18 protein-coding genes and 1 pseudogene are annotated in these 20,547 nt (G+C 68.5%); 3 read left to right on the forward strand and 16 right to left on the reverse strand.

Translation table 11 applies throughout. The features are described from left to right. The first annotated feature begins 157 nt into the window (after positions 1 to 157). On the forward strand, positions 158 to 895 hold the full coding sequence (gene lpxH / locus E4A48_RS12440; protein WP_039007419.1) for a UDP-2,3-diacylglucosamine diphosphatase: 738 nt from the start codon (positions 158 to 160) through the stop codon (positions 893 to 895). A gap of 39 nt (positions 896 to 934) precedes the next feature. Here lpxH and E4A48_RS12445 read toward each other — a convergent pair whose 3' ends face one another. From E4A48_RS12445 to E4A48_RS12485, 9 genes and pseudogenes are all read right to left on the reverse strand, one after another. After that, positions 935 to 1,441 carry a hypothetical protein gene (locus tag E4A48_RS12445; RefSeq protein WP_052235059.1) on the reverse strand — a complete coding sequence of 169 codons (507 nt, stop codon included), beginning with the start codon at positions 1,439 to 1,441 and terminating at the stop codon, positions 935 to 937. A gap of 170 nt (positions 1,442 to 1,611) precedes the next feature. Continuing rightward, positions 1,612 to 1,930 (reverse strand): annotated as a pseudogene (locus E4A48_RS21120) (peptidyl-Asp metalloendopeptidase); the annotation flags it as partial. A 97-nt stretch (positions 1,931 to 2,027) separates the two neighbouring features. Then, entirely contained in the window at positions 2,028 to 2,852 is an 825-nt protein-coding gene (locus E4A48_RS12455) for a ferritin-like domain-containing protein (RefSeq protein WP_142742522.1), read from the reverse strand. 22 nt (positions 2,853 to 2,874) lie between these two features. Further along, positions 2,875 to 4,341, reverse strand: coding sequence for an amidophosphoribosyltransferase (gene purF, locus E4A48_RS12460; RefSeq protein ID WP_003470549.1), 1,467 nt, complete (start codon positions 4,339 to 4,341; stop codon positions 2,875 to 2,877). Between the two features lie 28 nt (positions 4,342 to 4,369). After that, positions 4,370 to 5,137, reverse strand: coding sequence for a CvpA family protein (locus E4A48_RS12465; RefSeq protein WP_039007425.1), 768 nt, complete (start codon positions 5,135 to 5,137; stop codon positions 4,370 to 4,372). Positions 5,138 to 5,234: 97 nt separating this feature from the next. Next, positions 5,235 to 6,278, reverse strand: coding sequence for an SPOR domain-containing protein (locus tag E4A48_RS12470; protein ID WP_142742523.1), 1,044 nt, complete (start codon positions 6,276 to 6,278; stop codon positions 5,235 to 5,237). A 69-nt stretch (positions 6,279 to 6,347) separates the two neighbouring features. Then, a complete protein-coding gene (folC, locus tag E4A48_RS12475; RefSeq protein WP_039007430.1) occupies positions 6,348 to 7,607 on the reverse strand; it encodes a bifunctional tetrahydrofolate synthase/dihydrofolate synthase in 1,260 nt (419 codons plus the stop codon). Positions 7,608 to 7,971: 364 nt separating this feature from the next. Next, positions 7,972 to 8,616 (reverse strand): histidine phosphatase family protein, encoded by a 645-nt coding sequence (locus E4A48_RS12480; protein ID WP_039007433.1) that lies wholly within the window; start codon positions 8,614 to 8,616, stop codon positions 7,972 to 7,974. 155 nt (positions 8,617 to 8,771) lie between these two features. Next, complete coding sequence (locus E4A48_RS12485; protein WP_039007435.1) at positions 8,772 to 10,925, reverse strand: S46 family peptidase; 2,154 nt, start codon at positions 10,923 to 10,925, stop codon at positions 8,772 to 8,774. A gap of 162 nt (positions 10,926 to 11,087) precedes the next feature. On the opposite strand from E4A48_RS12485, the gene tdh reads away from it, so the two are divergent. Further along, positions 11,088 to 12,119 (forward strand): L-threonine 3-dehydrogenase, encoded by a 1,032-nt coding sequence (gene tdh / locus E4A48_RS12490; RefSeq protein ID WP_039007436.1) that lies wholly within the window; start codon positions 11,088 to 11,090, stop codon positions 12,117 to 12,119. A 127-nt stretch (positions 12,120 to 12,246) separates the two neighbouring features. Here the strand turns inward: tdh and E4A48_RS12495 are convergent, their stop codons facing one another. From E4A48_RS12495 to E4A48_RS12515, 5 genes are all read right to left on the reverse strand, one after another. Next, a complete protein-coding gene (locus tag E4A48_RS12495) occupies positions 12,247 to 12,954 on the reverse strand; it encodes a TorF family putative porin (protein ID WP_039007437.1) in 708 nt (235 codons plus the stop codon). A gap of 325 nt (positions 12,955 to 13,279) precedes the next feature. Then, on the reverse strand, positions 13,280 to 14,326 hold the full coding sequence (locus E4A48_RS12500) for a sulfate/molybdate ABC transporter ATP-binding protein (protein WP_039007438.1): 1,047 nt from the start codon (positions 14,324 to 14,326) through the stop codon (positions 13,280 to 13,282). A gap of 7 nt (positions 14,327 to 14,333) precedes the next feature. Beyond that, entirely contained in the window at positions 14,334 to 15,296 is a 963-nt protein-coding gene (gene cysW, locus E4A48_RS12505) for a sulfate ABC transporter permease subunit CysW (RefSeq protein WP_058196463.1), read from the reverse strand. 1 nt (position 15,297) lies between these two features. Continuing rightward, a complete protein-coding gene (gene cysT / locus E4A48_RS12510) occupies positions 15,298 to 16,158 on the reverse strand; it encodes a sulfate ABC transporter permease subunit CysT (RefSeq protein ID WP_142742524.1) in 861 nt (286 codons plus the stop codon). A gap of 4 nt (positions 16,159 to 16,162) precedes the next feature. Beyond that, the gene (locus E4A48_RS12515) at positions 16,163 to 17,185 is read right to left on the reverse strand and encodes a sulfate ABC transporter substrate-binding protein (protein WP_039007441.1); all 1,023 of its coding nucleotides are present in this window, start codon (positions 17,183 to 17,185) and stop codon (positions 16,163 to 16,165) included. A 197-nt stretch (positions 17,186 to 17,382) separates the two neighbouring features. On the opposite strand from E4A48_RS12515, the gene kbl reads away from it, so the two are divergent. Then, positions 17,383 to 18,579, forward strand: coding sequence for a glycine C-acetyltransferase (gene kbl / locus E4A48_RS12520; protein WP_039007442.1), 1,197 nt, complete (start codon positions 17,383 to 17,385; stop codon positions 18,577 to 18,579). A gap of 350 nt (positions 18,580 to 18,929) precedes the next feature. Here the strand turns inward: kbl and E4A48_RS12530 are convergent, their stop codons facing one another. Together E4A48_RS12530 and E4A48_RS12535 are read right to left on the reverse strand one after the other, a co-directional pair. After that, positions 18,930 to 19,748, reverse strand: a complete 819-nt coding sequence (locus E4A48_RS12530) for a pseudouridine synthase (protein ID WP_409976340.1) — start codon at positions 19,746 to 19,748, stop codon at positions 18,930 to 18,932. A gap of 52 nt (positions 19,749 to 19,800) precedes the next feature. Next, positions 19,801 to 20,307, reverse strand: a complete 507-nt coding sequence (locus tag E4A48_RS12535) for a hypothetical protein (protein ID WP_142742526.1) — start codon at positions 20,305 to 20,307, stop codon at positions 19,801 to 19,803. Between the last annotated feature and the right edge of the window lie 240 nt (positions 20,308 to 20,547).

The following is a 20,547-nucleotide window of genomic DNA, read 5'->3' on the forward strand; positions in this document are numbered from 1 at the left end:
TTGAATTCATTGAACCTGGAACCTTCCAAAAAAGCGCAAACCCTTCCATTCAGACATTGCGCTTTTCCGGGTCCCCGGTCCCTGGTCCCTGGTCCCGACTCCACCCGACACCGCGTTTTTCCTGGCTCCCGGTCACCGGTCCCGGCACAATACCCGCATGACCACCCTGTTCATCTCCGACCTGCACCTGGATCCGTCCCGGCCGGCGATCACCGAGCTGTTTCTGGACTTCCTGCGCGGCGAAGCGCGCAGTGCCGAGGCGCTGTACATTCTCGGCGACCTATTCGAAGCCTGGATCGGCGACGACACGCCATCGCAGACGGCCGACGCGGTGGCGCTCGAGCTGCGCGCGCTGAGCGACGACGGCGTACCGGTGTTCTTCATGCACGGCAACCGCGATTTCTTGCTCGGCGCCGACTACGCGCGCCGCGCCGGCATGCACCTGCTGCCGGATCCATGCGTGATCGAGCTTTACGCCGAGCCGACCCTGCTGCTGCACGGCGACCTGCTGTGCACCGACGACACCGCCTACCAGGCGTTCCGCGCGCAGACCCGCGACCCGGCATTCCAGCAGCAGTTCCTGGCGCAGCCGCTGGCCGCGCGCATCGCCTTTGCGCAACAGGCGCGCGCCGCCAGCCAGGCACGCCAGGCGGAAATGAAGCAGGACGACACGGCGCAGTTCGAAACCGTCACCGACGTGGCACCGGCCGAGGTCGTGGCCAATTTCACGCGCTACGGCGTGGCGCGGATGATCCACGGCCATACCCATCGCCCCGCGGTGCACACGCTGGACGTGAACGGCCGCGACTGCACCCGCATCGTGCTCGGCGACTGGTACGAACAGGGGTCGGTGCTACGCGTGGATGCGCAGGGCTGCCGGCTGCAGCAACTGTAATCCGCCGCGGCGAGAAACGCGCGCGCAGAACCGCGACCGTTACAGCATGCCGCCGGCGCTGCCGCGCGCACGCTGCGTATAGCCGACGAAATCGCCCTCGGCCGCGTCGTACCACAGGATCGCGCCGGAGCGTTCGACCCGGTAGCGGTCTCTGACCGGTGCGGTCTGCGGGTCGCCCGGACAGCCATCGCCGTGTTTCTCGCGCACCGCGACCTCGATCACGGCGGATGCGGTGGAAGCGGGTTCGGTGCTCGCCGACGACGATGCAGCGGCGTCAGCGGCCACGGGTTCGGCGTCGGTCTCGGCCGCGTATTGCAGGCACGGCGCATCGGCATAGACATGATCGGCCGCCAGCCGCGCCTGCAGCATGTCCAATGCGCGGGTTGCGTCGAACGCGGCCGCCGGCGCATCGCCCGCGGCGGGTGCGATCGCGGGTGCGGCAGGCGCCGGCTCCGGTGCAGCCGGTGGATCGGCCGCCGGGCCGCAGCCCATGCTCAACATCGCCAGCGCCAAGGCCGCTGGCAGGCCCATGCTCTTCAACACCATCGCCGATTCCAGGAGTAATGAGCGGTGCACGCCCGGCTGCCGGATACGTACTGGCGCAGCATAGCCCAAGCCGGACGCCACGGCGTCCGGCCGGTCTGCAGGATCGGCAAGCGGGGCGCCCCGGCGCTGGCCTGGCGCGGCCTGCACCGGAGCGCCCTGGAACTGCCACCTCAGCGGAACGCGGCGACCGTCGCTTTGGTATTGACCAGCACGCGCTGGTTGTCCGCAGTGAGGGCATTGCCCATCGGCACGCCGCCTTAGGAGATGTTCGGGTTGCACCAGTAGTTCAGGCGCGGGCAGTCGACGGAGCCGTCGTAGGCCATGCGCGTGCGCCAGCGGTGAGCGATAGCCGTGGCCTTAGGCGTATGGCGAGGTGCCGGAGTCGGTGGCCATGACGTGCCGCGCGCTCTGCAGATGGCCGATCTCGTGGGCGCAGCTGTAGTCGCCGGTGGCGCAATCCCAAGACATCGCGGCGAACCCGGTAGCGGCGCACGCCAAGCGGCGATCCTTCGGGACCGTCCGCGCCGGCCTGCGGGTGCAGCCGTCCGCTTCGCCGCGCGCCAGCGCGGCAGCGCGCCGCTCAGCCTCAGCCGACCTGACGCTGCAGGGCAAGCAGCTCGTCCTCGTCGAAGCCGGCCAGCAGCCGCGCCGGCAGGTTGAACGGGCCGTGCAGGTAGCCGCCGGCGTAGTCGCGCAGCAGCTCGGCGAACCGCGCGCGCGGCTCGATCCCGGCACGCGCGCAATACCAGCGGTACCAGCGCGAGCCGGCGGCGACATGCGCCACTTCCTCGCGCAGGATCAGTTCCAGTATCTCGACCGTGGCAGCGTCGCCGAGCGCGCGCAGTTTGACGATCATGCCCGGGGTCACGTCCAGCCCGCGCGCCTCCAGCACCCGCGGCACCAAGGCCATGCGCGCCAGGCCGTCGTGCGCGGTCTTCTCGCACATCTCCCACAGCCCATTGTGCGCGGCGAAATCGCCGTAGTCGTGGCCCAGCGCACGCAACCGGTCGCGCAGCAGGGTGAAGTGGCGCGCTTCGTCGGCGGCCACCGCCACCCAGTCGGCGTAGAACGCCTCGGGCAACCCGCGGAAGCGGTACACCGCGTCCCAGGCCAGGTCGATCGCGTTGAGCTCGATATGCGCGATGGCATGGATGAACGCGGCACGGCCTTCGGCGCTGCCCAGACCGCGCCGCGGCAGTTCGCGCGGATGCACCAGCAGCGGCCGCGGCGGACGCCCCGGCATGCGGATCGGTTCGGGGTCTTCGGCATCCGCCGGCACGCGCAGCATGCCGGCGGCGAACGCGACGGCATAGCGCTGGGTCAGTGCGACCTTGTCCTCGGGCGCGCAGGCGGCCAGGCACAACCGCGCCGCGTGCAGCAGGTCCCCGCCGGCGTGCGCGTCGTCGTGCATGCGTGCGCCGCGCAGGGCCGCGTCAGGCGCGGCGCTTCTTCTTCGCTTCTTCCGAACGCAGCTGCATGATGCGCTCGAAGTAGCCCGGCTCGATGCCGGTGGTGTACTCGCCGTTGAAGCACGAGGAATCGAATGTCTTCAGCTCCGGGTTGCCCTCGCGCACCGCGGTCTCCAGGTCTTCCAGGTCCTGGTAGATCAGCCAGTCGCAGCCCAGGAATTCCTGGATCTCCTGCTCGCTGCGGCCATGCGCGATCAGTTCCTCGGCGGCCGGCATGTCGATGCCGTAGATGTTCGGGTAGCGCACCGGCGGCGCGGCGCTGGCCAGGTACACCTTGCGCGCACCGGCCTCGCGTGCCATCTGCACGATCTGCCGGCTGGTGGTGCCGCGCACGATCGAATCGTCGACCAGCAGCACCACCCGGTTGCGGAATTCCAGATGGATCGGATTGAGCTTGCGGCGCACCGACTTCACCCGCTCGACCTGCCCCGGCATGATGAAGGTGCGGCCGACGTAGCGGTTCTTGACGAAGCCCTCGCGGTACTTCACCCCGAGCACGTTGGACATTTCCAGCGCGGCATCGCGCGAGGTGTCCGGGATCGGGATGATGGTGTCGATGTCGTGGTCCGGGCGCAGGCGCAGGATCTTCTCGCCCAGCTTCATGCCCATGCGCATGCGCGCCTTGTGCACCGAGACGTTGTCGATCATCGAGTCCGGGCGCGCGAAGTACACGTACTCGAAGATGCACGGGGTGTGGTCGGTGGGCGAGGCGCAGACTTCGGAGAACAGCTCGCCGCGGCCGGTGATCACCAGCGCTTCGCCGGGGCGCACGTCGCGCAGGCGGGTGAAGCCGAGGATGTCCAGCGCCGAGGACTCGGAAGCGACGATGTATTCGTCGCCTTCCACGCTCTCGCGCTTGCCAAGCACCAGCGGACGGATGCCGTGCGGGTCGCGGAACGCAACCAGGCCCAGGCCCAGCACCACGCTGACCACCGCGTAGCCGCCCTTGCAGCGGCGATGCACGCCGGCCACCGCGCGGATCGCCGCTTCCGGGGTCAGCATGCGCTGCGCGTCCAGCTCGTAGGCGAACACGTTCAGCAGCACTTCGCTGTCCGAATCGGTGTTGATGTTGCGCCGGTCGGCCTCGAACACCTGCTGGCGCAGCGCCTCGGTGTTGATCAGGTTGCCGTTGTGCGCCAGCGCGATGCCGTACGGCGAGTTGACGTAGAACGGCTGCGCCTCATCCATGCCTTCCGAGCCGGCGGTGGGATAGCGGCAATGGGCGATGCCGACCCGGCCTTCCAGCACCGCCATGCGCTTCTCGTCGAAGACGTCGCGGACCAGGCCGTTGGCCTTCTGCACGCGCAGGCGGGTGCCGTCGGCGGTGGCGATGCCTGCGGCATCCTGGCCGCGGTGCTGCAGCACGGCCAGGCCGTCATACAGTTGCGCCGCGACATTCTGGTTGCCGACGATTCCGACGATGCCACACATTTGAACGCTCTCCGCGGCGACTGCGCCGCTATTGGGAAGGTGGCCGTGCCTGGCCGTTGGATTCGACCCGTGCCGGGTCGTTTGCTGCCGGACGCGCCTGCGCCGGATCGATGTTCGCAGGCAGGACCTGAGTCGGATCGCCGCCAGGCTGGGCCGATCGGGTCGCCGGACGCCCCAGGACCTTGGACATCACATCCTGCAGGCCGCTGCCGGACACGGCATTGCCCAAGGCGGCATTATCGCCTGCCGCGGGCAACTTGCCCAAATCCATCTGAGGCATGTTCATCTGCTGCAGGTTCATCTGCGACATATTCAGTTGCGGGATCTGCGGCATGTGCCAGTCCGGCAGCTGCGCGCGCATCCAGTGCACGCCGGGGCTGAGCACCGGTAGCACCACCGACTGGCGCCAGGCAGGCTCGCGGGTCAGCGGGGTGAAGCTCATCAGCAGCACCAGCACCGCGGCGAAGAATCCGCCGCGCAGCGTCCCCAGGCCGAAGCCAAGCGCGCGGTCGGTGCCGGACAGCGCGGTGGCGCGGACCGCGCTGCGGATCACCATGCCGGCGATGCCGACCACCGCCATCGTCACCACGAAGGTCAGCGCGTAGCCGCCAAAGTAATAGGTCATGCTCGGATGCGCGCCGTCGGCCAGCCAGCGCCCTGCATCGCCGCCGAACTGGAAGGTAGCCCAGCCGGACAGCAGCCACGACAGCGTGCCGACCACGATGCCGACGAAGCCGCGCAGCGCGCCAAGCAACGCCGAGACCAGGATCACCGCCAGCAGCACCATATCGATCATGCATACCTCCCGCGGCTGCACCGCGCCATGGCGGCGGCAGCGCGCCGCAATCCCCTTCCCTGGTACATGCTTGCGACTCCGAAGGCCGAAGCCCGGTTCAAGGGTGTGGACGTACCATACCGCTGATACCGACCTTCGAGGCAACCTGCCCGCGCAGTTGTTCGGCTTCGGCACGATTGGCGACCGGGCCGACCCGCACCCGGTTCAAGGCGCCCTTGTCGGTGCGCACCTGTTCGACGAAGGCGCTGAACCCCGCGGCGCGGACCTTGTCGCGCAACGCATTGGCATCCTCGGCCTTGCCGAACGCGCCCAGCTGCACCGCGAAGCCGGTACCGGACGCGGCCGGCACGCTCGGCACGCTCGGCGCCGGCTTGGCCGCGGCGACCGGAACCGGCGTCGCTGCCGGCTTGGCCGGCTCGGGCTTGGGCTGTTCCGGCTTGGGCGCGGCGGGCACAGCCGGCTTGGACGCGGCCACTGGTTTGGCCGGCTCCGGCGGCAAGGCTTCGGTCTTGGCCGGCGCCGCGCTCGCGGCCGGCGTCGCGGCGGCCGCCACCGCGGACGCGCTCGGCGCGTCCAGGGTCACCACCTGGGCGTTGACGTCGTTGCGCACCTTCACCGCCTGCAGCCGCACCGACTCGGCCTGGGAGCGATCGGCGTAGGGGCCGATGCGCACGCGCCAGGCCTGGCGCCCGCCGATCGTGGCCGCCTCGCGGAAGCCCGGCAGTTGCGCCTGCTTGAGCCGCGCGATCACCGCATCGGCGTCGGCCTGGGTGGAATAGGCGCCGAAATTGACCGCGTAATTGCCAGCGGCCACGGTCGCCGGCGACGGCTGCGCGGCGCTGCCGGCCGCGGCCGGGGTGGCCAGGTCGGCGGCATCGGGATTGTCCTGCACCGGCGCCGGCGTCACGGCCGGCGCGCTAGCCATGCCCACGGCACCGCCGCTGGGCGCGTCGCCCGGCGTCACCAGCGGCAATTCGCGGGTCTGGAACTGGCCGTCGGCCGGGGCGTCCGGGGCCTTCAGCGGAACATTGGCGACGCCGCTGTCGGGCGCAGGGCCCTTGACCAGCATCGGCAGGAAGATCACGGCGAGCGCCACCAGGACAAGGGCGCCAATCAGTCGCTGTTTCAGGACGGTATCCACGGAAAGCTTGAGGGGGCGGCATGGCGGAGTGCCGCAGCGATTATAAGGTCGGGCCGGCTGCCGGCGGGGTCAGCCGGCTGAATGCAGCCAGTGCAAGGCGGTGGCCGCGGTGTGGAACGAGCCCAATACCAGCACCCGGTCGCCCGGCCGCGCCTGCGCCAGGGCCTGCTGCAACGCCTGCGCCACGCTGTCAGCGAGCGCGGCGGCGGCCGCGTCGGTGCCGGCCAGGCGCGCCTGCAACTGCGCGCCGCTCTGGCCGCGTGCGCCGGACAGCCCGGCCAGATGCCAGGCAGCGACCTGCCCGGCCAGCGCCTGCACCACGCCTGCCGCGTCCTTGTCGTCCAGGGCAGCGAACACCGCGCGGGTGGCGCCGCTGCAGGGCTGCGCCTGCAGCGCCGCGGCCAGTTCGCGTGCGGCCTGCGGGTTGTGGCCGACATCGACCAGCACCTCCACCCCGTTGCGCGCGAACGGCTGCAGCCGTCCGCGCAGCTGCGCGGCGGCGATGCCCTCGGCATAGGCGGTACGCGGCAAGGCCTTGCGCAGCGCGCGCAAGGCGGCGATGGCGGTGGCGGCGTTGGCGCGCTGCACCGGCGCACGCAGCTGCGGCGACGGCAGCTCCAGTTCGGTGCCGACGTCGCGCCAGCGCCACCGTTCGGCGTCGATCGGCTCATGGAAGAAGTCGCTGCCGGCGCGGATCGCGTTGGCGCCGATCGCATAGGCGTGGCGCAGCACGCTCGACGGCGGATCGATCTCGCCCAGCACCAGCGGCTTCCATGGCCGCGCGATACCGGCCTTCTCCGCACCGATCGCTTCGCGGTCGCTGCCCAGCCAGTCGGTATGGTCGATATCGACGGTGGTGATCACCGCCACGTCGGCATCGACCAGGTTGACCGCATCCAGGCGTCCGCCAAGGCCCACTTCCAGCACCGCCAGGTCCAGCTCGGCCTGCTGCAACAGCCACAGCGCGGCCAGCGTGCCGTATTCAAAATAAGTCAGCGGGGTGTCGCCGCGCACGGCCTCCACCGCCTCGAAGCCAGCCACCAGTTGCGCGTCGCTGGCCTCTTCGTCGCCGACGCGGACGCGCTCGTTGTAGCGCAGCAGGTGCGGCGAGGTGTAGCTGCCTACCGCCCAGCCGCCGGCGCGCGCGATCGCCTCGACGAAGGCCACGGTCGAGCCCTTGCCGTTGGTGCCGCCGATGGTGATGACCTTCTTCGCCGGCCGGGTCAGGCGCATGCGCTCGGCCACCGCGCGCACGCGCTCCAGGCCCATCGCGATGTCCTGCGGGTGCTGCTGCTCGATGTAGGCGAGCCAATCAGGGAGGGTTTTCATGCGTTCGACTGGACTCGACTGATGCGCCGATAGCGATTGAATCGCCGGGGTTGTGCTTTGCATTTGCTTTGGCTGTTCCGGGCCCCGTAAGGCACGGCAAGCCGATCGGACGAAAACCCCGAAGGGGCGGCGCGCACGACGCGCGCCGTTTTTCGACGGCACATGGATGTGCCGCCGAAAAATGTCCGGTCGGCTTGCGCACCCGGAGCGCGCAGCGCGGAGGGCGTGCCGCCCGGGTGTGCTTTCTTTTGGTTACTTTTCTTTGCACAAGCAAAGAAAAGTGACTCGCGCCAAGCGCGAAAGCATTTGCTCATGTTTTTGCGTCGCGCCAGCGAGCCATGATGCGAGAACTTGGAACAGCGCCCTACAACGCCCGGTGCTTGGCCTCGCCGAAGAACGGCGTGTGGTGCGCGCAATCGTTCAGCCGCACCACTTCCAGATGCTCCACGTCCGGGCCTTCCAGCAGGTTCAGCGTGGTCGGCGCCTGGCGGAAGCTCCACAGCTTGGCGATCGGCAGGCCCAGCACCCGGCACAGGATCACCCGGTTGACTGCATCGTGCGCCACCACTAGCAAGGTGTCGTACTCGCCCAGACCCTCGGCGGCGCGGGTCAGGCCGCGCCAGGAACGGTCCAGCACCTGGCGCAGCGATTCGCCGCCCGGCATCAGCACCGTGTCCGGCTCCTCGCGCCAGGCGCGCAGGCGTGCCGGATCCTTGTCGTTGATCTCGCTGGCGAGCAGGCCTTCCCATTCGCCGTGGGCGATTTCCTGCAGATCCGGATCGGTCAGCAGCATCGCCTCGCGCTGCGCGCCCAGGGCGTAGCGGGCGGTGCTCTGCGCGCGCGACAGCGGCGAGGCCACCGCGCGGGTCAGCGGCACCTCGCGCAAACGCGCGCCGAGCGCCTGGGCCTGCGCTTCGCCAACCGGCGACAACGGGATGTCGATCTGGCCCTGGTAGCGGCCTTCGGCGTTCCACGGGGTTTCGCCGTGACGAGCGAGCAGGATGCGCATGCGCTGGAATTCCGTTGGGGGAGAGATTGCCGTCTCGCGAGCGAAAACGGAGCGGCATGATACCTGCTCCGTCGCCGGAAACCGCCGAACCGCATCCCGCTCCGCCGCCGCCGCGCTGCGCATTTAGCGGCGGGCAGGCTGTGTGCCCAGCAACGTTAACGCGCCAGGTTCAGTTCCTTCAGCAGCCGCGGCGCCGGCGCCACCTCCTGCATGATCCAGTGCAGGTAGCGCGTATCGACCGCGATCATCCGGGTCATCGCCGGATCGAACACCCAGTCGGAACTCACCGACTCCCAGTTGCCGTCGAACGCCAGCCCGACCAGCTTGCCGTGCGCGTCGAGCACCGGCGAGCCGGAGTTGCCGCCGGTGATGTCCAGGTCGGACAGGAAATCGACCGGCACCGAGCCCAACCGCTTGTCCTCCAAGCCGCCGTAGCGCTTGGCCCTGGCAGCGTCGAGCAGCGCCTTGGGCGAATCGAACGGGTCGGCGCCGGTGTCCTTGGCCAGCACGCCGTCCAGCGTGGTGAACGGGGTGTAGGCCACGCCGTCCTTGGGGGCGTAGCCCTTGACGTTGCCGAAGGTGATGCGCAACGAGGAGTTGGCGTCCGGATAGACCGACTCGCCCTGGCTCTTCTTGTAGTCGGCCAAGGCTTGCAGGTAGCGCGGACGCGCCAGCAGTTCCTCGCCTTGGCGGCGCTTTTCCTCGCGCTCGATCTGCAGCAGCGCCGGTATCAGCGCCACCGCATAGCGCAGGGCCGGGTCGTCGCTGGATTCGAACGCGGCGCGGTCGGCGCGCAGCCACTTCAGGCGTTCCTCGGTGCTGCCCAGCTTGGTGCCGGCCAGCCGCGCGGCGGCGGCCTGCGCATCGGCGCCGGCCAGCCATTGGTCCAGCGCCGGCAGGCGCTGCGCCTTCGGCAGCTTCAGGTACTGGTCGAACCAGTAGCGCTGCAGTTGGCTGTCCATGGCGGCGACGTAACGGCGCTCCATCTGCTTCTGCACGCCTTCGATCTCCGGCAGGTCGCGCTCCTGGTAGCCGGGCTCGCGTTCGGCGTCGGGCTTGGCCCGCTCGATCGACAAGCGGTACAGCGACAACGCGCTGCCGAGCACGCCGGTACGGCGCATCTGGCGCAGGATCAGGTCGCGGTCGCGGGTGGCCTTGGCCTGCCCGTCCAGCGCCAGCAGCTGCGCATGCGCCTGCAGCGCGGCGCGGCCATCGCGGCCCTGGCGCTTCAGCCAGGCCAACACCGCGCGTTCCTCGGCCTGCTTCTGCGCGGCCGCGTCGATACGTTTGAAGCCTTCCAGTTGCCCTTCGTAGTTCTTGGCGACGTTGTTCCAGCTGGCCATCGTCGCCGCGTACTTCACCTGGATGTCCGGGTCCTGCTTGCCGGCCTGCTCCACCAGCGCGATCAGGTCGCGGTACTGGCGCGCGGCAGTGGGATAGGCCCAGCCGGCGGTGGCGTCGAATTCCGAGGCCAGCGCATAGCGGTTGGTGCGGCCCGGATAGCCGGCCACCATCACGAAGTCGCCGGCGCCCAGCGGCTGGTCGGCGAACTTGAGGAAATGCCTGGGCTGGTACGGCACGTTGTCCTTGGCGTAGGCCGCCGGCTTGCCGTCCTTGCCGACATAGGCGCGGTAGAACGAGAAATCGCCGGTGTGGCGCGGCCACATCCAGTTGTCGACATCGCCGCCGAACTTGCCGATCCCCGACGGCGGCGCGTAGGCCAGACGCACGTCGCGGATCTCCAGGGTGCGGAACAGCCGGTAGGTATTGCCGCCGGCGAAGCTGTACAGCTCGCAACGGTAGCCCGCCTCGGCTTCGCAGGCCGCGACCTGGGCCTTGTCGAAGGCCTCCAGCGCCTGGGTACGCTTGAGCGCGTCGTTGCCGGCGGCGTCCATCGCGGTCTTGGCCTGTTCGGTGACATCGCTGATACGGTCGAGCACGTAGATGCGCGCGTTCGGCCCGGCGCTGAGTTCGGCGCCGTTGCTGGCCGCGCTGAAACCGTCGCGGATCAGGTTCTTCTGCGGCGTGGAATTGAGCTGGATCGCGCCGTAGGCGCAGTGATGGTTGGTCACCACCAGGCCTTGCGGGGACACGAAGCTGGCGGTGCAGCCGCCCAGCGACACCACCGCGCCCATCGGATCGCCGGTCAGGTCGGCCAGTTGCTGCGGTGACAGCTTCAACCCGGCCTGCTGCAGCGGCCCGGCGATATCCGGCAATTGCTGCGGGACCCACATGCCTTCGCCGGCATGGGCGGCCGGAGCACAGGCCAGGGTGGCGACGACGGCGACAGCCAGCAGATTCGAGCGCATCGAATGGATTCCTTCGCGACAGGCATGAAATAGACGTTAGAGTGTAACGAATGCAACCGATGCCGCGACCATGACCAACGGCACCCCGCACGCACCGCAACATGGCCGCATCAACGGGCGGCTTATACTTCGCGCCCTCTCAACCCCGAGTCTTGCACCGCCATGGCGCAAACAATGAAGGCGCTGGTCAAGCGCGACGCAGCCAAGGGCATCTGGCTGGATCAGGTGCCGGTGCCGGTGCCTGGCCCCAACGAGGTGCTGATCAAGCTCGAGAAGACCGCGATCTGCGGCACCGACCTGCACATCTATCTGTGGGACGAGTGGAGCCAGCGCACGGTCAAGCCCGGCCTGACCATCGGCCACGAGTTCGTCGGCCGCATCGCCGAACTCGGCTCGGCAGTCAGCGGCTACCAGGTCGGCCAGCGCGTCTCGGCCGAAGGCCATATCGTCTGCGGGCATTGCCGCAACTGCCGCGGCGGGCGCCCGCACCTGTGCCCGAACACGGTCGGCATCGGCGTCAGCGTCAACGGCGCCTTCGCCGAATACATGGTGATGCCGGCCTCAAACCTGTGGCCGATCCCGGACCAGATCCCGTCCGAGCTGGCCGCGTTCTTCGATCCGTACGGCAACGCCGCGCACTGCGCGCTGGAGTTCGACGTGATCGGCGAGGACGTGCTGATCACCGGCGCTGGCCCGATCGGCATCATCGCCGCCGGCATCTGCAAGCACATCGGCGCGCGCAACGTGGTGGTCACCGACGTCAACGATTTTCGCTTGAAGCTCGCTGCCGACATGGGCGCCACGCGCGTGGTCAACGTCGCCAACACCTCGCTGAAAGAGGTGATGGCCGACCTGCACATGGAAGGCTTCGACGTGGGCCTGGAGATGAGCGGCAACCCGCGCGCGTTCAACGACATGCTCGACTGCATGTACCACGGCGGCAAGATCGCCATGCTCGGCATCATGCCGCGCGGCGCCGGCTGCGACTGGGACAAGATCATCTTCAAGGGTCTGACCGTGCAGGGCATCTACGGCCGCAAGATGTACGAGACCTGGTACAAGATGACCCAGCTGGTGCTGTCCGGCTTCCCGCTCGGCAAGGTGCTGACCCACCAGCTGACCATCGACGAATTCCAGAAGGGCTTCGACCTGATGGAAGAAGGCAAGGCCGGCAAGGTGGTGCTGAGCTGGTGATGTCCGGCGCGGCGGCCATGCTGCCGCACGCTGCGCCGCCAGGGCTGCATCATCGGCCTGGCGATCGCACAAAAAAGAAGGGCGCCAAACAAGGCACCCTTCTTCGTTCGCGACGGTATTGCGCGTATCAGAACGCGATCGTCGCCGAGACCACGAAGCGGTGGTCGGCCAGCTTCTTGCTGAAGTTCTGGTTGCCCTTCTCGTCGGTGTCGTAGTAGCCCACGCTCAGCGCCAGCGGACCGACCATCTTGCCGACGCTGACGTTGTAGTCGGTGTAGTCCCGATACTGAGTCAACGCGCTGGCATAGGTGGTGCGGCCGACGTGCGCGCCGATGCTGAACTCGTTCGGTAGCGCCCAGTTTCCGTCCAGCGCGTAGTAGAAGCTGTCCTCGTCCAGGCCGTAGACGTCGTCAGTGTAGGCGACGGTCAGCGCGTAGGTCTTGAGGAACTTGGTCTTGGTGATCAGTTCGTTGTAGTTGGAACCGCCGGCACCGGGATAGCCGTAGCGGTTGACCATCACATCGAAGTTCCAGTTCTCGGAGAAATCGACGTTGTAGCCGATGAAGCCGTCCACTTCCCAATCCGGGTCGCCGGCACCGAAATCGACGTTGGAGCCCCAGGTGCCGACGTACAGGCCGAACGGCGAGGTGTAGGTGACGCCGGCCTGGAACGCGGGGCGTTCGTTGGTCTGCGACACGCCACGGAACACGTAGTCGCTGACCACGCCATAGGAGCCGGTAATCGGCGAGGCAGCCGCCTCGTCCTGGGCCAACGCACTCAGTGGGGCGGCGGCCAGCGCCACGGCCAGGGCGACACCAAGCTTGATCTTGTTCACCGGTCATTCTCCTACGGGTTGACGAGAGGGTGGTTCCAGCGCGTGCTGCAATGCTGGCCTCACAATTTTTTAACCCGTTTTTTCTTGCAGTGCAACACTTTCAAGACAAACCAAGTCAGCGCAGGCCTTGCCGCTGCGGGCTTCGGGTCAATGTTTGTCTACGCCATGCGCCAGCGGCCAAGCCTGCGTCCGGGGCCTGGCGGGCTTTTATCTGCTTGCGGACAGGAACGTGTGGGAGCGGCTTCAGCCGCGACCGGCGTTACCGATAAAGCCCGTCGCGACTGAAGTCGCTCCTACGCCGAGCCGGCGCGCCGATTCGAATCCGCTAGCTGCGCTGCTGCGCGAACAGGCCGAAGCGTCGTGCGCTCAGCTGCAGCACCTGGCCCGGCGCGTAACGGGTGGCGCCCTCGCCCGCCGGCAACTCCACTTCCACTTCGTCCTGGCCATGCGCCAGTTGCGCGCGCAGGCGCAGGCGCGAACCGCTGCGCTGCGAGGACAGCACCGTCGCCGCCCAGCCGCTGTCGCTGGGCGCCAGATCTTCCGGGCGCACGTACAGATCGACCGGGCCGCTGGACAGCGATGTGTCCGGCGCCGGCAGCGCCAGGCCGGCGACCTGCAACTGGCCGTCGTGCAGGTGCGCCGGCAGCCGGTTGACCGCGCCGACGAAGCCGTACACGAACGGCGACACCGGGCGTTCGTAGACGTCGGCCGGACTGCCGAGCTGCTCGATGCGCCCGCGGTTGAGGATCGCCACGCGGTCGGCCAGTTCCAGCGCCTCTTCCTGATCGTGGGTGACGAACACGGTGGTCAGTCCGGTGCGGTCGTGCAGCTCGCGCAGCCAGCGCCGCAGGTCGCGCCGCACCTGCGCGTCGAGCGCACCGAACGGTTCGTCCAGCAGCAGCACGCGCGGCTCGATCGCCAGTGCACGCGCCAAGGCCACGCGCTGGCGCTGGCCGCCGGACAGCTGGGTCGGATAGCGCGCCTCCAGTCCGTCCAACTGCACCAGCGCGAGCAGTTCGCTCACCCGCGCCCGGATCGCCGACTCGGCCAGGCGCTCGGCGCCGCGGCGCACGCGTAGGCCGAAGGCGATGTTGTCGCGCACGGTCATGTGCCTGAACAGCGCGTAGTGCTGAAACACAAAGCCGACCCGGCGCGACTGCACCGGCAGGCCGGTCGCGTCCTCGCCGTCGATCAGCACGCGCCCGGCGTCGGCATGCTCCAGCCCGGCGATCACCCGCAGCAAGGTGGTCTTGCCCGAGCCGGACGGCCCCAGCAATGCAAGCAGTTCGCCCTGGCGGATATCCAGGCTGACGTCGTCGAGCGCGACGAACGCGTCGAAACGCTTGCCCAGGTGCTGTACGCGGATGGTCATCGCAACCTCAGTGTCGGTGATTGGCGGCCAGCGATTCGCCGTGGCGCCATTCCAGATAGGACTTCAGCGCCAGGGTGAGCAGCGCGGTCAGCGCCAGCAGGCTGGCACAGGCGAACGCGGCGCTGTAGGCGTACTCGTTGTAGAGGATCTCCACGTGCAGCGGCAGCGTATTGGTGCGCCCGCGGATATGCCCAGACACCACCGACACCGCGCCGAACTCGCCCATCGCCCGCGCACTGCACAGCAGCACGCCGTACAACAGGCCCCAGCGGATGTTGGGCATGGTCACCCGCCAGAACATCTGCCAGCCGTTGGCGCCCAGGCTCAGCGCCGCCAGCTCCTCGTCGCTGCCCTGCTGCTCCATCAGCGGCATCAACTCGCGGGCGATGAAGGGGAAGGTGACGAAGGTCGTCGCCAGCACGATGCCGGGCAGCGCGAACACGATCCGCGGCAGTTGCAGCAGCACCTCGCCGAACACCGGCAGGTGCAGCCGCCAACCTTCGTCGATCAGCGGCCAGGCCCAGCCGCTGCGGCCGAAGATCAGGATGAAGACCAGCCCGGCGACCACCGGCGACACCGAGAACGGCAGGTCGATTAGGCTCACCAGCAGGCGCTTGCCGGGAAAGCGGTGCTTGCTCACCGCCCACGCTGCGGCGACGCCGAACACCAGGTTCAACGGCACCACGATCGCGGTCACCAGCAGGGTCAGGCGGATCGCGGCGAGCGCGTCGGGATCGGAGATCGCCCGCCAGAACACGCCGATGCCGCCGCGCAGCGCTTCGACGAACACCAGCAGCAGCGGCAGGAACAGGAACGACAGCAGGAAGCCCATCGCGCCGAGGATCAACAGCGCCTGCACCCACCACGGCTCGGTGGTGACCGAGGCGGCGCGGCGGCGAGCGGCGGGAGGCGATGCGCTCAACGCAGTCTCCGAAAACGGGAGGGTCAAGCTGGACACGGTATCGTTCATCTCAATGCGCCGCCAGACCGCGTCGCGCGAAGCGCGCCTGCACGCCATTGACCACCAGCAGCATCAGCAACGACAGCAGCAGCATCGCCGCGGCGATCGCGGTAGCGCCGGCGTAGTCGAATTCCTCCAGGCGGATAGTGATCAGCAACGGCGCGATCTCAGTCGCGTTGGGCAGGTTGCCGGCGATGAAGATTACCGAGCCGTATTCGCCGATGCCGCGCGCGAAGGCCAGCGCGAATCCCGTCAGCACCGCCGGCCACAGGGCCGGCAGCACTACGCGGCGGATGGTCTGCCAGCGGCCGGCGCCGAGCGTGGCCGCGGCTTCCTCCACTTCGCGCTCGGCCTCGGCCAGCACCGGCTGCACGATCCGCACCACGAACGGCAAGCCGACGAACACCAGCGCCACCACGATGCCGAGCTGGGTGTAGGCGATCTTCAGCCCCAGCGGTTCCAGCCAGCGGCCGACCCAGCCGTTGCCGCCGTAAAGCGCGGTCAGCGCGATGCCGGCCACCGCGGTCGGCAGCGCGAACGGCAGATCGATCATCGCGTCGAACAGGCGCTTGCCGGGGAAACGGTAGCGCACGAACACCCAGGCTACCCAGGTCCCCATCAGCGCATTGAACGCGGCGGCGACGAAGGCGGTGCCGAAGCTGACCCGCAGCGCCGACAGCACTCGCGGTTCGCTCCACACCTGCCACACGCCATGCCCGCCCAGGCCGCTGGTCTTGAGCACCACGCCCAGCAGCGGGATCAGCACCACCAACCCCAACCAGGTCAGAGTAATGCCCAGGCTCAGGCCCAGCCCGGGGATCACCCTGCGCCGCGACGGAGCGCGGGTGGCGGCGACGGCGTTCACTCCCATCGCGTCACTTGCTCGCCTGGATCTGGTCGAACAGGCCGCCGTCGTTGAAGTGCTCGGCCTGGGCCTTGGCCCAGGAACCGAACGCCTGATCGATGGTCACCAGTTGCACATTCGGCAGCCGCGCGATGTCGGCGCGATCGGCGTACTCGGGATGGCGCGGGCGGTAGTAGTGCCTGGCCGCGATCTTCTGCCCTTCCGGCGAATACAGGTATTTCAGGTACTCCTCGGCGACGGCGCGGGTAGCGTGCTTGTCCACGTTCCTGTCGACCACCGCCACCGACGGCTCGGCCAGGATCGACAGCTTCGGCACCACGATCTCGAACTTGTCCTTGCCTAGTTCCTCCTGCGCCAGGAACGCCTCGTTCTCCCAGGCCAGCAGCACGTCGCCGATGCCGCGCTGGACGAAGGTGGTGGTGGCGCCGCGCGCGCCGGTGTCCAGCACCGGCACATTGCGGAACAACGCGCGCATGTAGCCGAGGATGCGCTCGCGGTCGCCCTTGAAGATGTGGTCGGCGTAGGCCCAGGCGGCCAGGTAGTTCCAGCGTGCGCCGCCGGAGGTCTTCGGGTTCGGGGTGATCACCGACACGCCGGTGCGCAGCAGGTCCGGCCAATCCTTGATCTGTTTCGGGTTGCCCTTGCGCACCAGGAACACGATGGCGGAGGTGTACGGGGCGCTGTTGTCGGGCAGGCGCTTGGCCCAGCCCGGATCGATCAGCTTGCCCTTGTCGGCGATCGCGTCCACGTCATAGGCCAGCGCCAGCGTCACCACGTCGGCCTCGACCCCGTCGATGACCGAGCGCGCCTGCTTGCCTGAACCGCCGTGCGAGGTCTCCACGCTGACCTTGTCGCCGCTGTGGGTCTGCTCCCAGTGCTTGACGAAGGCGGTGTTGTAGTCGCGGTACAGCTCGCGCGTGGGATCGTAGGATACGTTGAGCAACTGCACGTCGCGCGCCGCGGCGGTGCCGGCGAACGCGCACAGCGCGAGCGCGAGCAGCGGGCTGAATCGGCGCGGCAGGAGGCTGGGCATGGGCGGATCTCCGGAAGATGGGTCGAGGCACGGGCGGTCCGGCCATGCGACCACGGCCAGTGCGCCATGCTGCGCAGCCGCATTCGTCTGGTGAAATGACTTCACCGCCGATGCTTATGCGATTTGTGCATGACGCCTGCAGACCATCGCACACGCCGCGTTAAAATCTCCACCTCTCCCGCCTGCGCGTGCCCGTCATGACCGATTCCCGTCTCACCCAGCACTATGTCGACGAACTGGACGCGATCCGCGCGCAGGGCCTGTTCAAGTCCGAACGCATCATCGTCGGCCCGCAGTCGGCCGAAATCGTGCTGGCCGACGGCCGCCGCGTGCTGAACTTCTGCGCCAACAACTACCTGGGCCTGGCCGACCACCCGGCGCTGATCGCCGCGGCCAAGGATGCGCTGGATACCCACGGCTTCGGCATGGCCTCGGTGCGCTTCATCTGCGGCACCCAGGACCTGCACAAGCAGCTGGAAGCGCGCATCGCCGAGTTCTTCGGCACCGAGGACACCATCCTCTACGCCGCCTGCTTCGACGCCAACGGCGGCCTGTTCGAGCCACTGCTCGGCGAAGCCGATGCGATCATTTCCGATGCGCTCAACCACGCCTCGATCATCGACGGCGTACGCCTGTGCAAGGCCAAGCGCTTCCGCTACGCCAACTGCGACATGGCCGACCTGGAAGTGCAGCTGCAGGCGGCCGACGCGGCCGGCTGCAAGACCAAGCTGATCACCAGCGATGGCGTGTTCTCGATGGACGGCTTCATCGCCCCGCTCGACCAGATCACCGCGCTGGCGAAGAAGTACGGCGCGCTGGTGCATATCGACGAATGCCACGCCACCGGGTTCCTAGGCGCCAGCGGGCGCGGCTCGGCCGAGGTCAAAGGGGTGATGGACCAGATCGACATCTTCACCGGCACCCTGGGCAAGGCCATGGGCGGCGCGCTTGGCGGCTTCACCACCGGCCGGCGCGAGGTGATCGAACTGTTGCGCCAGCGCTCGCGCCCCTACCTGTTCTCCAACTCGCTGCCGCCGCACGTGGTCGCCGCCGGGATCAAGGCCTTCGCGATGCTGGACGCGGCCGACGAGTTGCGCGCGCAACTGGTCGAGAACACCCGCCACTTCCGCGAACGCATGGCCGCGGCCGGCTTCGACATCAAGCCCGGCACCCATCCGATCTGCCCAGTGATGCTGTACGACGCACCGCTGGCGCAACGCTTCGCCGAGCGGCTACTGGAGGAAGGCATCTACGCGATCGGCTTCTTCTTCCCGGTGGTGCCCAAGGGCCAGGCGCGGATCCGCACCCAGATCAGCGCCGCGCATACCCGCGCGCAATTGGACCGGGCGATCGACGCGTTCGTACGGATCGGGCGCGAGTTGGGAGTGATCTGAAACCGGGGACCGGGGTCCGGGGACCGGGGACCGGGGACCGGGGACCGGGGACCGGGGACCGGGGACCGGGGACCGGGGACCGGGGACCGGGGACCGGGGACCGGGGACCGGGGACCGGGGACCGGGGACCGGGGACCGGGGACCGCAGGATGATGTCCGAGCGAAAATCGCTGTCAAGCGATTCGATAAAAAATGACGTTTTTGGGTGAAAAACGGCTTTTTTGCGTTTCAGCTCGCCGCTTTTCTGTGGGAGGGGCTTCAGCCCCGACGCCTTGCCGGTAAACGCGTCGGGGCTGAAGCCCCTCCTACAAAAAAGCAGAGATGCAACGCACTCGCGATCATCCCCCAGGTCACAGGTCACCGGTCACCGGTCCCGCCCCCAACGCCTCCACCTCCGCCACACTCAGCTCACGCCACGCGCCCTTGCCCAGTTCGCCCAGCGCCAGCCCGCCGATCGCCACCCGCACCAAGCGCAGCACGCCCAGGTCGAGTTCGGCAAGCAGGCGCCGGATCTGCCGGTTGCGACCCTCGTCCAGCACCACTTCTAGCCAGGCGTGCTTGTCGCCTTGCCGCAGCAGCCGCACCTGTTTGGCGCGCAGTGGCTCGCCGTCGGCGACGACGCCGGCGCACATGCGCGCCAGCAGCGCCGCGTCGGGCAACGCATCGACCTGCACGTGATAGGCCTTGTCCGGGCCGCTGGCCGGATCGGCGACCCGCGCGGCCCATTGCGGATCGTTGCAGAACAGCAGCAAGCCCTCGCTGGCCTTGTCCAGGCGCCCGACCGGGGCCAGCCAGGGCAATCCGGCGCCGTCGAAACAGCGGTAGACGGTGTCGCGGCCGCGCTCGTCCTGCGCGGTGGTGACCAGGCCGCGCGGCTTGTTGAGCATCAGGTACAGGCGCTGCGTCGCGGCCAGCGCCACGCCATCCAGGGCCAGCCGGTGGCGGCCGCGCAGGATCGGGAATTCGGGATCGGTGACGGTGTGGCCATCGACCGCAACGCGGCCGGCGGCGATCCAGCGCGCGGCCTCGGTGCGCGAGCACAGACCGAGCTTGGACAGGGTGCGCGCCAGGCCGTGGCGTGCTTGGCCGGCGTGCGGCGATCGCGAGACGTCGGCCGCTGGCACCGAGGTGCGCGATGCGGGCCGGCGGGAACGCGAAGGAGATTTCACCGCTCGCGCTTCGCTACGCAGGCGCGGTCGCTGTTGCGACCGCGCGCAGCGTTTACTGCTTGTCGACCGGCGCGGCCGCGTCGGGCGCCGTTGCGGCGGTGGGCACTGCGGCTGGCGCCGGACGCGCCTTGACCACACGCACGCCGCGCGCCTTCATCCAGGCGTCGAACTCTTCGGCGGTCATGCGCTTGCCGTTCTGGCTCATGTCGAAGCGCCACGGGGTGTTGTCGAATGCGGTGGTCGGCTTGTAGGCGGCCGGATCGTTCGGCTTCACCGCAGCACCGCCCGGCATCGCATTGGCCAGGCTCTGGCAACCCTCGGCGCGCAGCCGCAGCAGCACCCGGTCCAGCGACTGGTCGCTGCTGTAGGACTGCGCCAGCACTCCGCTGGGCATGCCCAATTGCAGGTTGCGCGTGGACAGTTCAGAGGCGATCGGCGCACCGACCGTGGCCGGCAGCGGCAGCGGCTTGGGCAGCACATCGCCGGCGCAATCCGGTGCGGCATGGGCAGCAGGAATCAAGGCAAGACCAAGCAAGCCGGCCATAACGATACGCAGCATCGGTTTTTTTCCATTCAGGCGAGACGACGCCGCGAGTGTAGGCAGGGCCAGGCGCAGTTTCAACCAATACCGGCACTGCATGCGCTAAATAATTGGGAAGGCTGAAAAAGTTCAGCTTGCAAGACGTTTTGTCCTGCTTCTGCAAGAGCGCCGCTTTTCCGAGTCCCGGGTCCCCGGTCCCGGCTCCACACGCACAAAAACAAAGCCCGGCGCGAGGCCGGGCTTTGCTTGAAGCATGAA

The organism is Xanthomonas translucens pv. cerealis, from assembly GCF_006838285.1.
Lineage (GTDB): Bacteria > Pseudomonadota > Gammaproteobacteria > Xanthomonadales > Xanthomonadaceae > Xanthomonas_A > Xanthomonas_A cerealis.

Coding starts and splice junctions, on each gene's coding strand:
- E4A48_RS12455 (WP_142742522.1), bottom strand. CDS start 2,852: ATGCACGACGACGCGCACGCCGGCGGGGACCTGCTGCACGCGGCGCGG.
- E4A48_RS12445 (WP_052235059.1), bottom strand. CDS start 1,441: ATGGTGTTGAAGAGCATGGGCCTGCCAGCGGCCTTGGCGCTGGCGATG.
- E4A48_RS12465 (WP_039007425.1), bottom strand. CDS start 5,137: ATGATCGATATGGTGCTGCTGGCGGTGATCCTGGTCTCGGCGTTGCTT.
- folC (WP_039007430.1), bottom strand. CDS start 7,607: ATGAAAACCCTCCCTGATTGGCTCGCCTACATCGAGCAGCAGCACCCG.
- E4A48_RS12515 (WP_039007441.1), bottom strand. CDS start 17,185: ATGCCCAGCCTCCTGCCGCGCCGATTCAGCCCGCTGCTCGCGCTCGCG.
- E4A48_RS12480 (WP_039007433.1), bottom strand. CDS start 8,616: ATGCGCATCCTGCTCGCTCGTCACGGCGAAACCCCGTGGAACGCCGAA.
- kbl (WP_039007442.1), top strand. CDS start 17,383: ATGACCGATTCCCGTCTCACCCAGCACTATGTCGACGAACTGGACGCG.
- cysT (WP_142742524.1), bottom strand. CDS start 16,158: ATGGGAGTGAACGCCGTCGCCGCCACCCGCGCTCCGTCGCGGCGCAGG.
- E4A48_RS12535 (WP_142742526.1), bottom strand. CDS start 20,307: ATGCTGCGTATCGTTATGGCCGGCTTGCTTGGTCTTGCCTTGATTCCT.
- E4A48_RS12500 (WP_039007438.1), bottom strand. CDS start 14,326: ATGACCATCCGCGTACAGCACCTGGGCAAGCGTTTCGACGCGTTCGTC.
- purF (WP_003470549.1), bottom strand. CDS start 4,341: ATGTGTGGCATCGTCGGAATCGTCGGCAACCAGAATGTCGCGGCGCAA.
- tdh (WP_039007436.1), top strand. CDS start 11,088: ATGGCGCAAACAATGAAGGCGCTGGTCAAGCGCGACGCAGCCAAGGGC.
- lpxH (WP_039007419.1), top strand. CDS start 158: ATGACCACCCTGTTCATCTCCGACCTGCACCTGGATCCGTCCCGGCCG.
- cysW (WP_058196463.1), bottom strand. CDS start 15,296: ATGAACGATACCGTGTCCAGCTTGACCCTCCCGTTTTCGGAGACTGCG.
- E4A48_RS12485 (WP_039007435.1), bottom strand. CDS start 10,925: ATGCGCTCGAATCTGCTGGCTGTCGCCGTCGTCGCCACCCTGGCCTGT.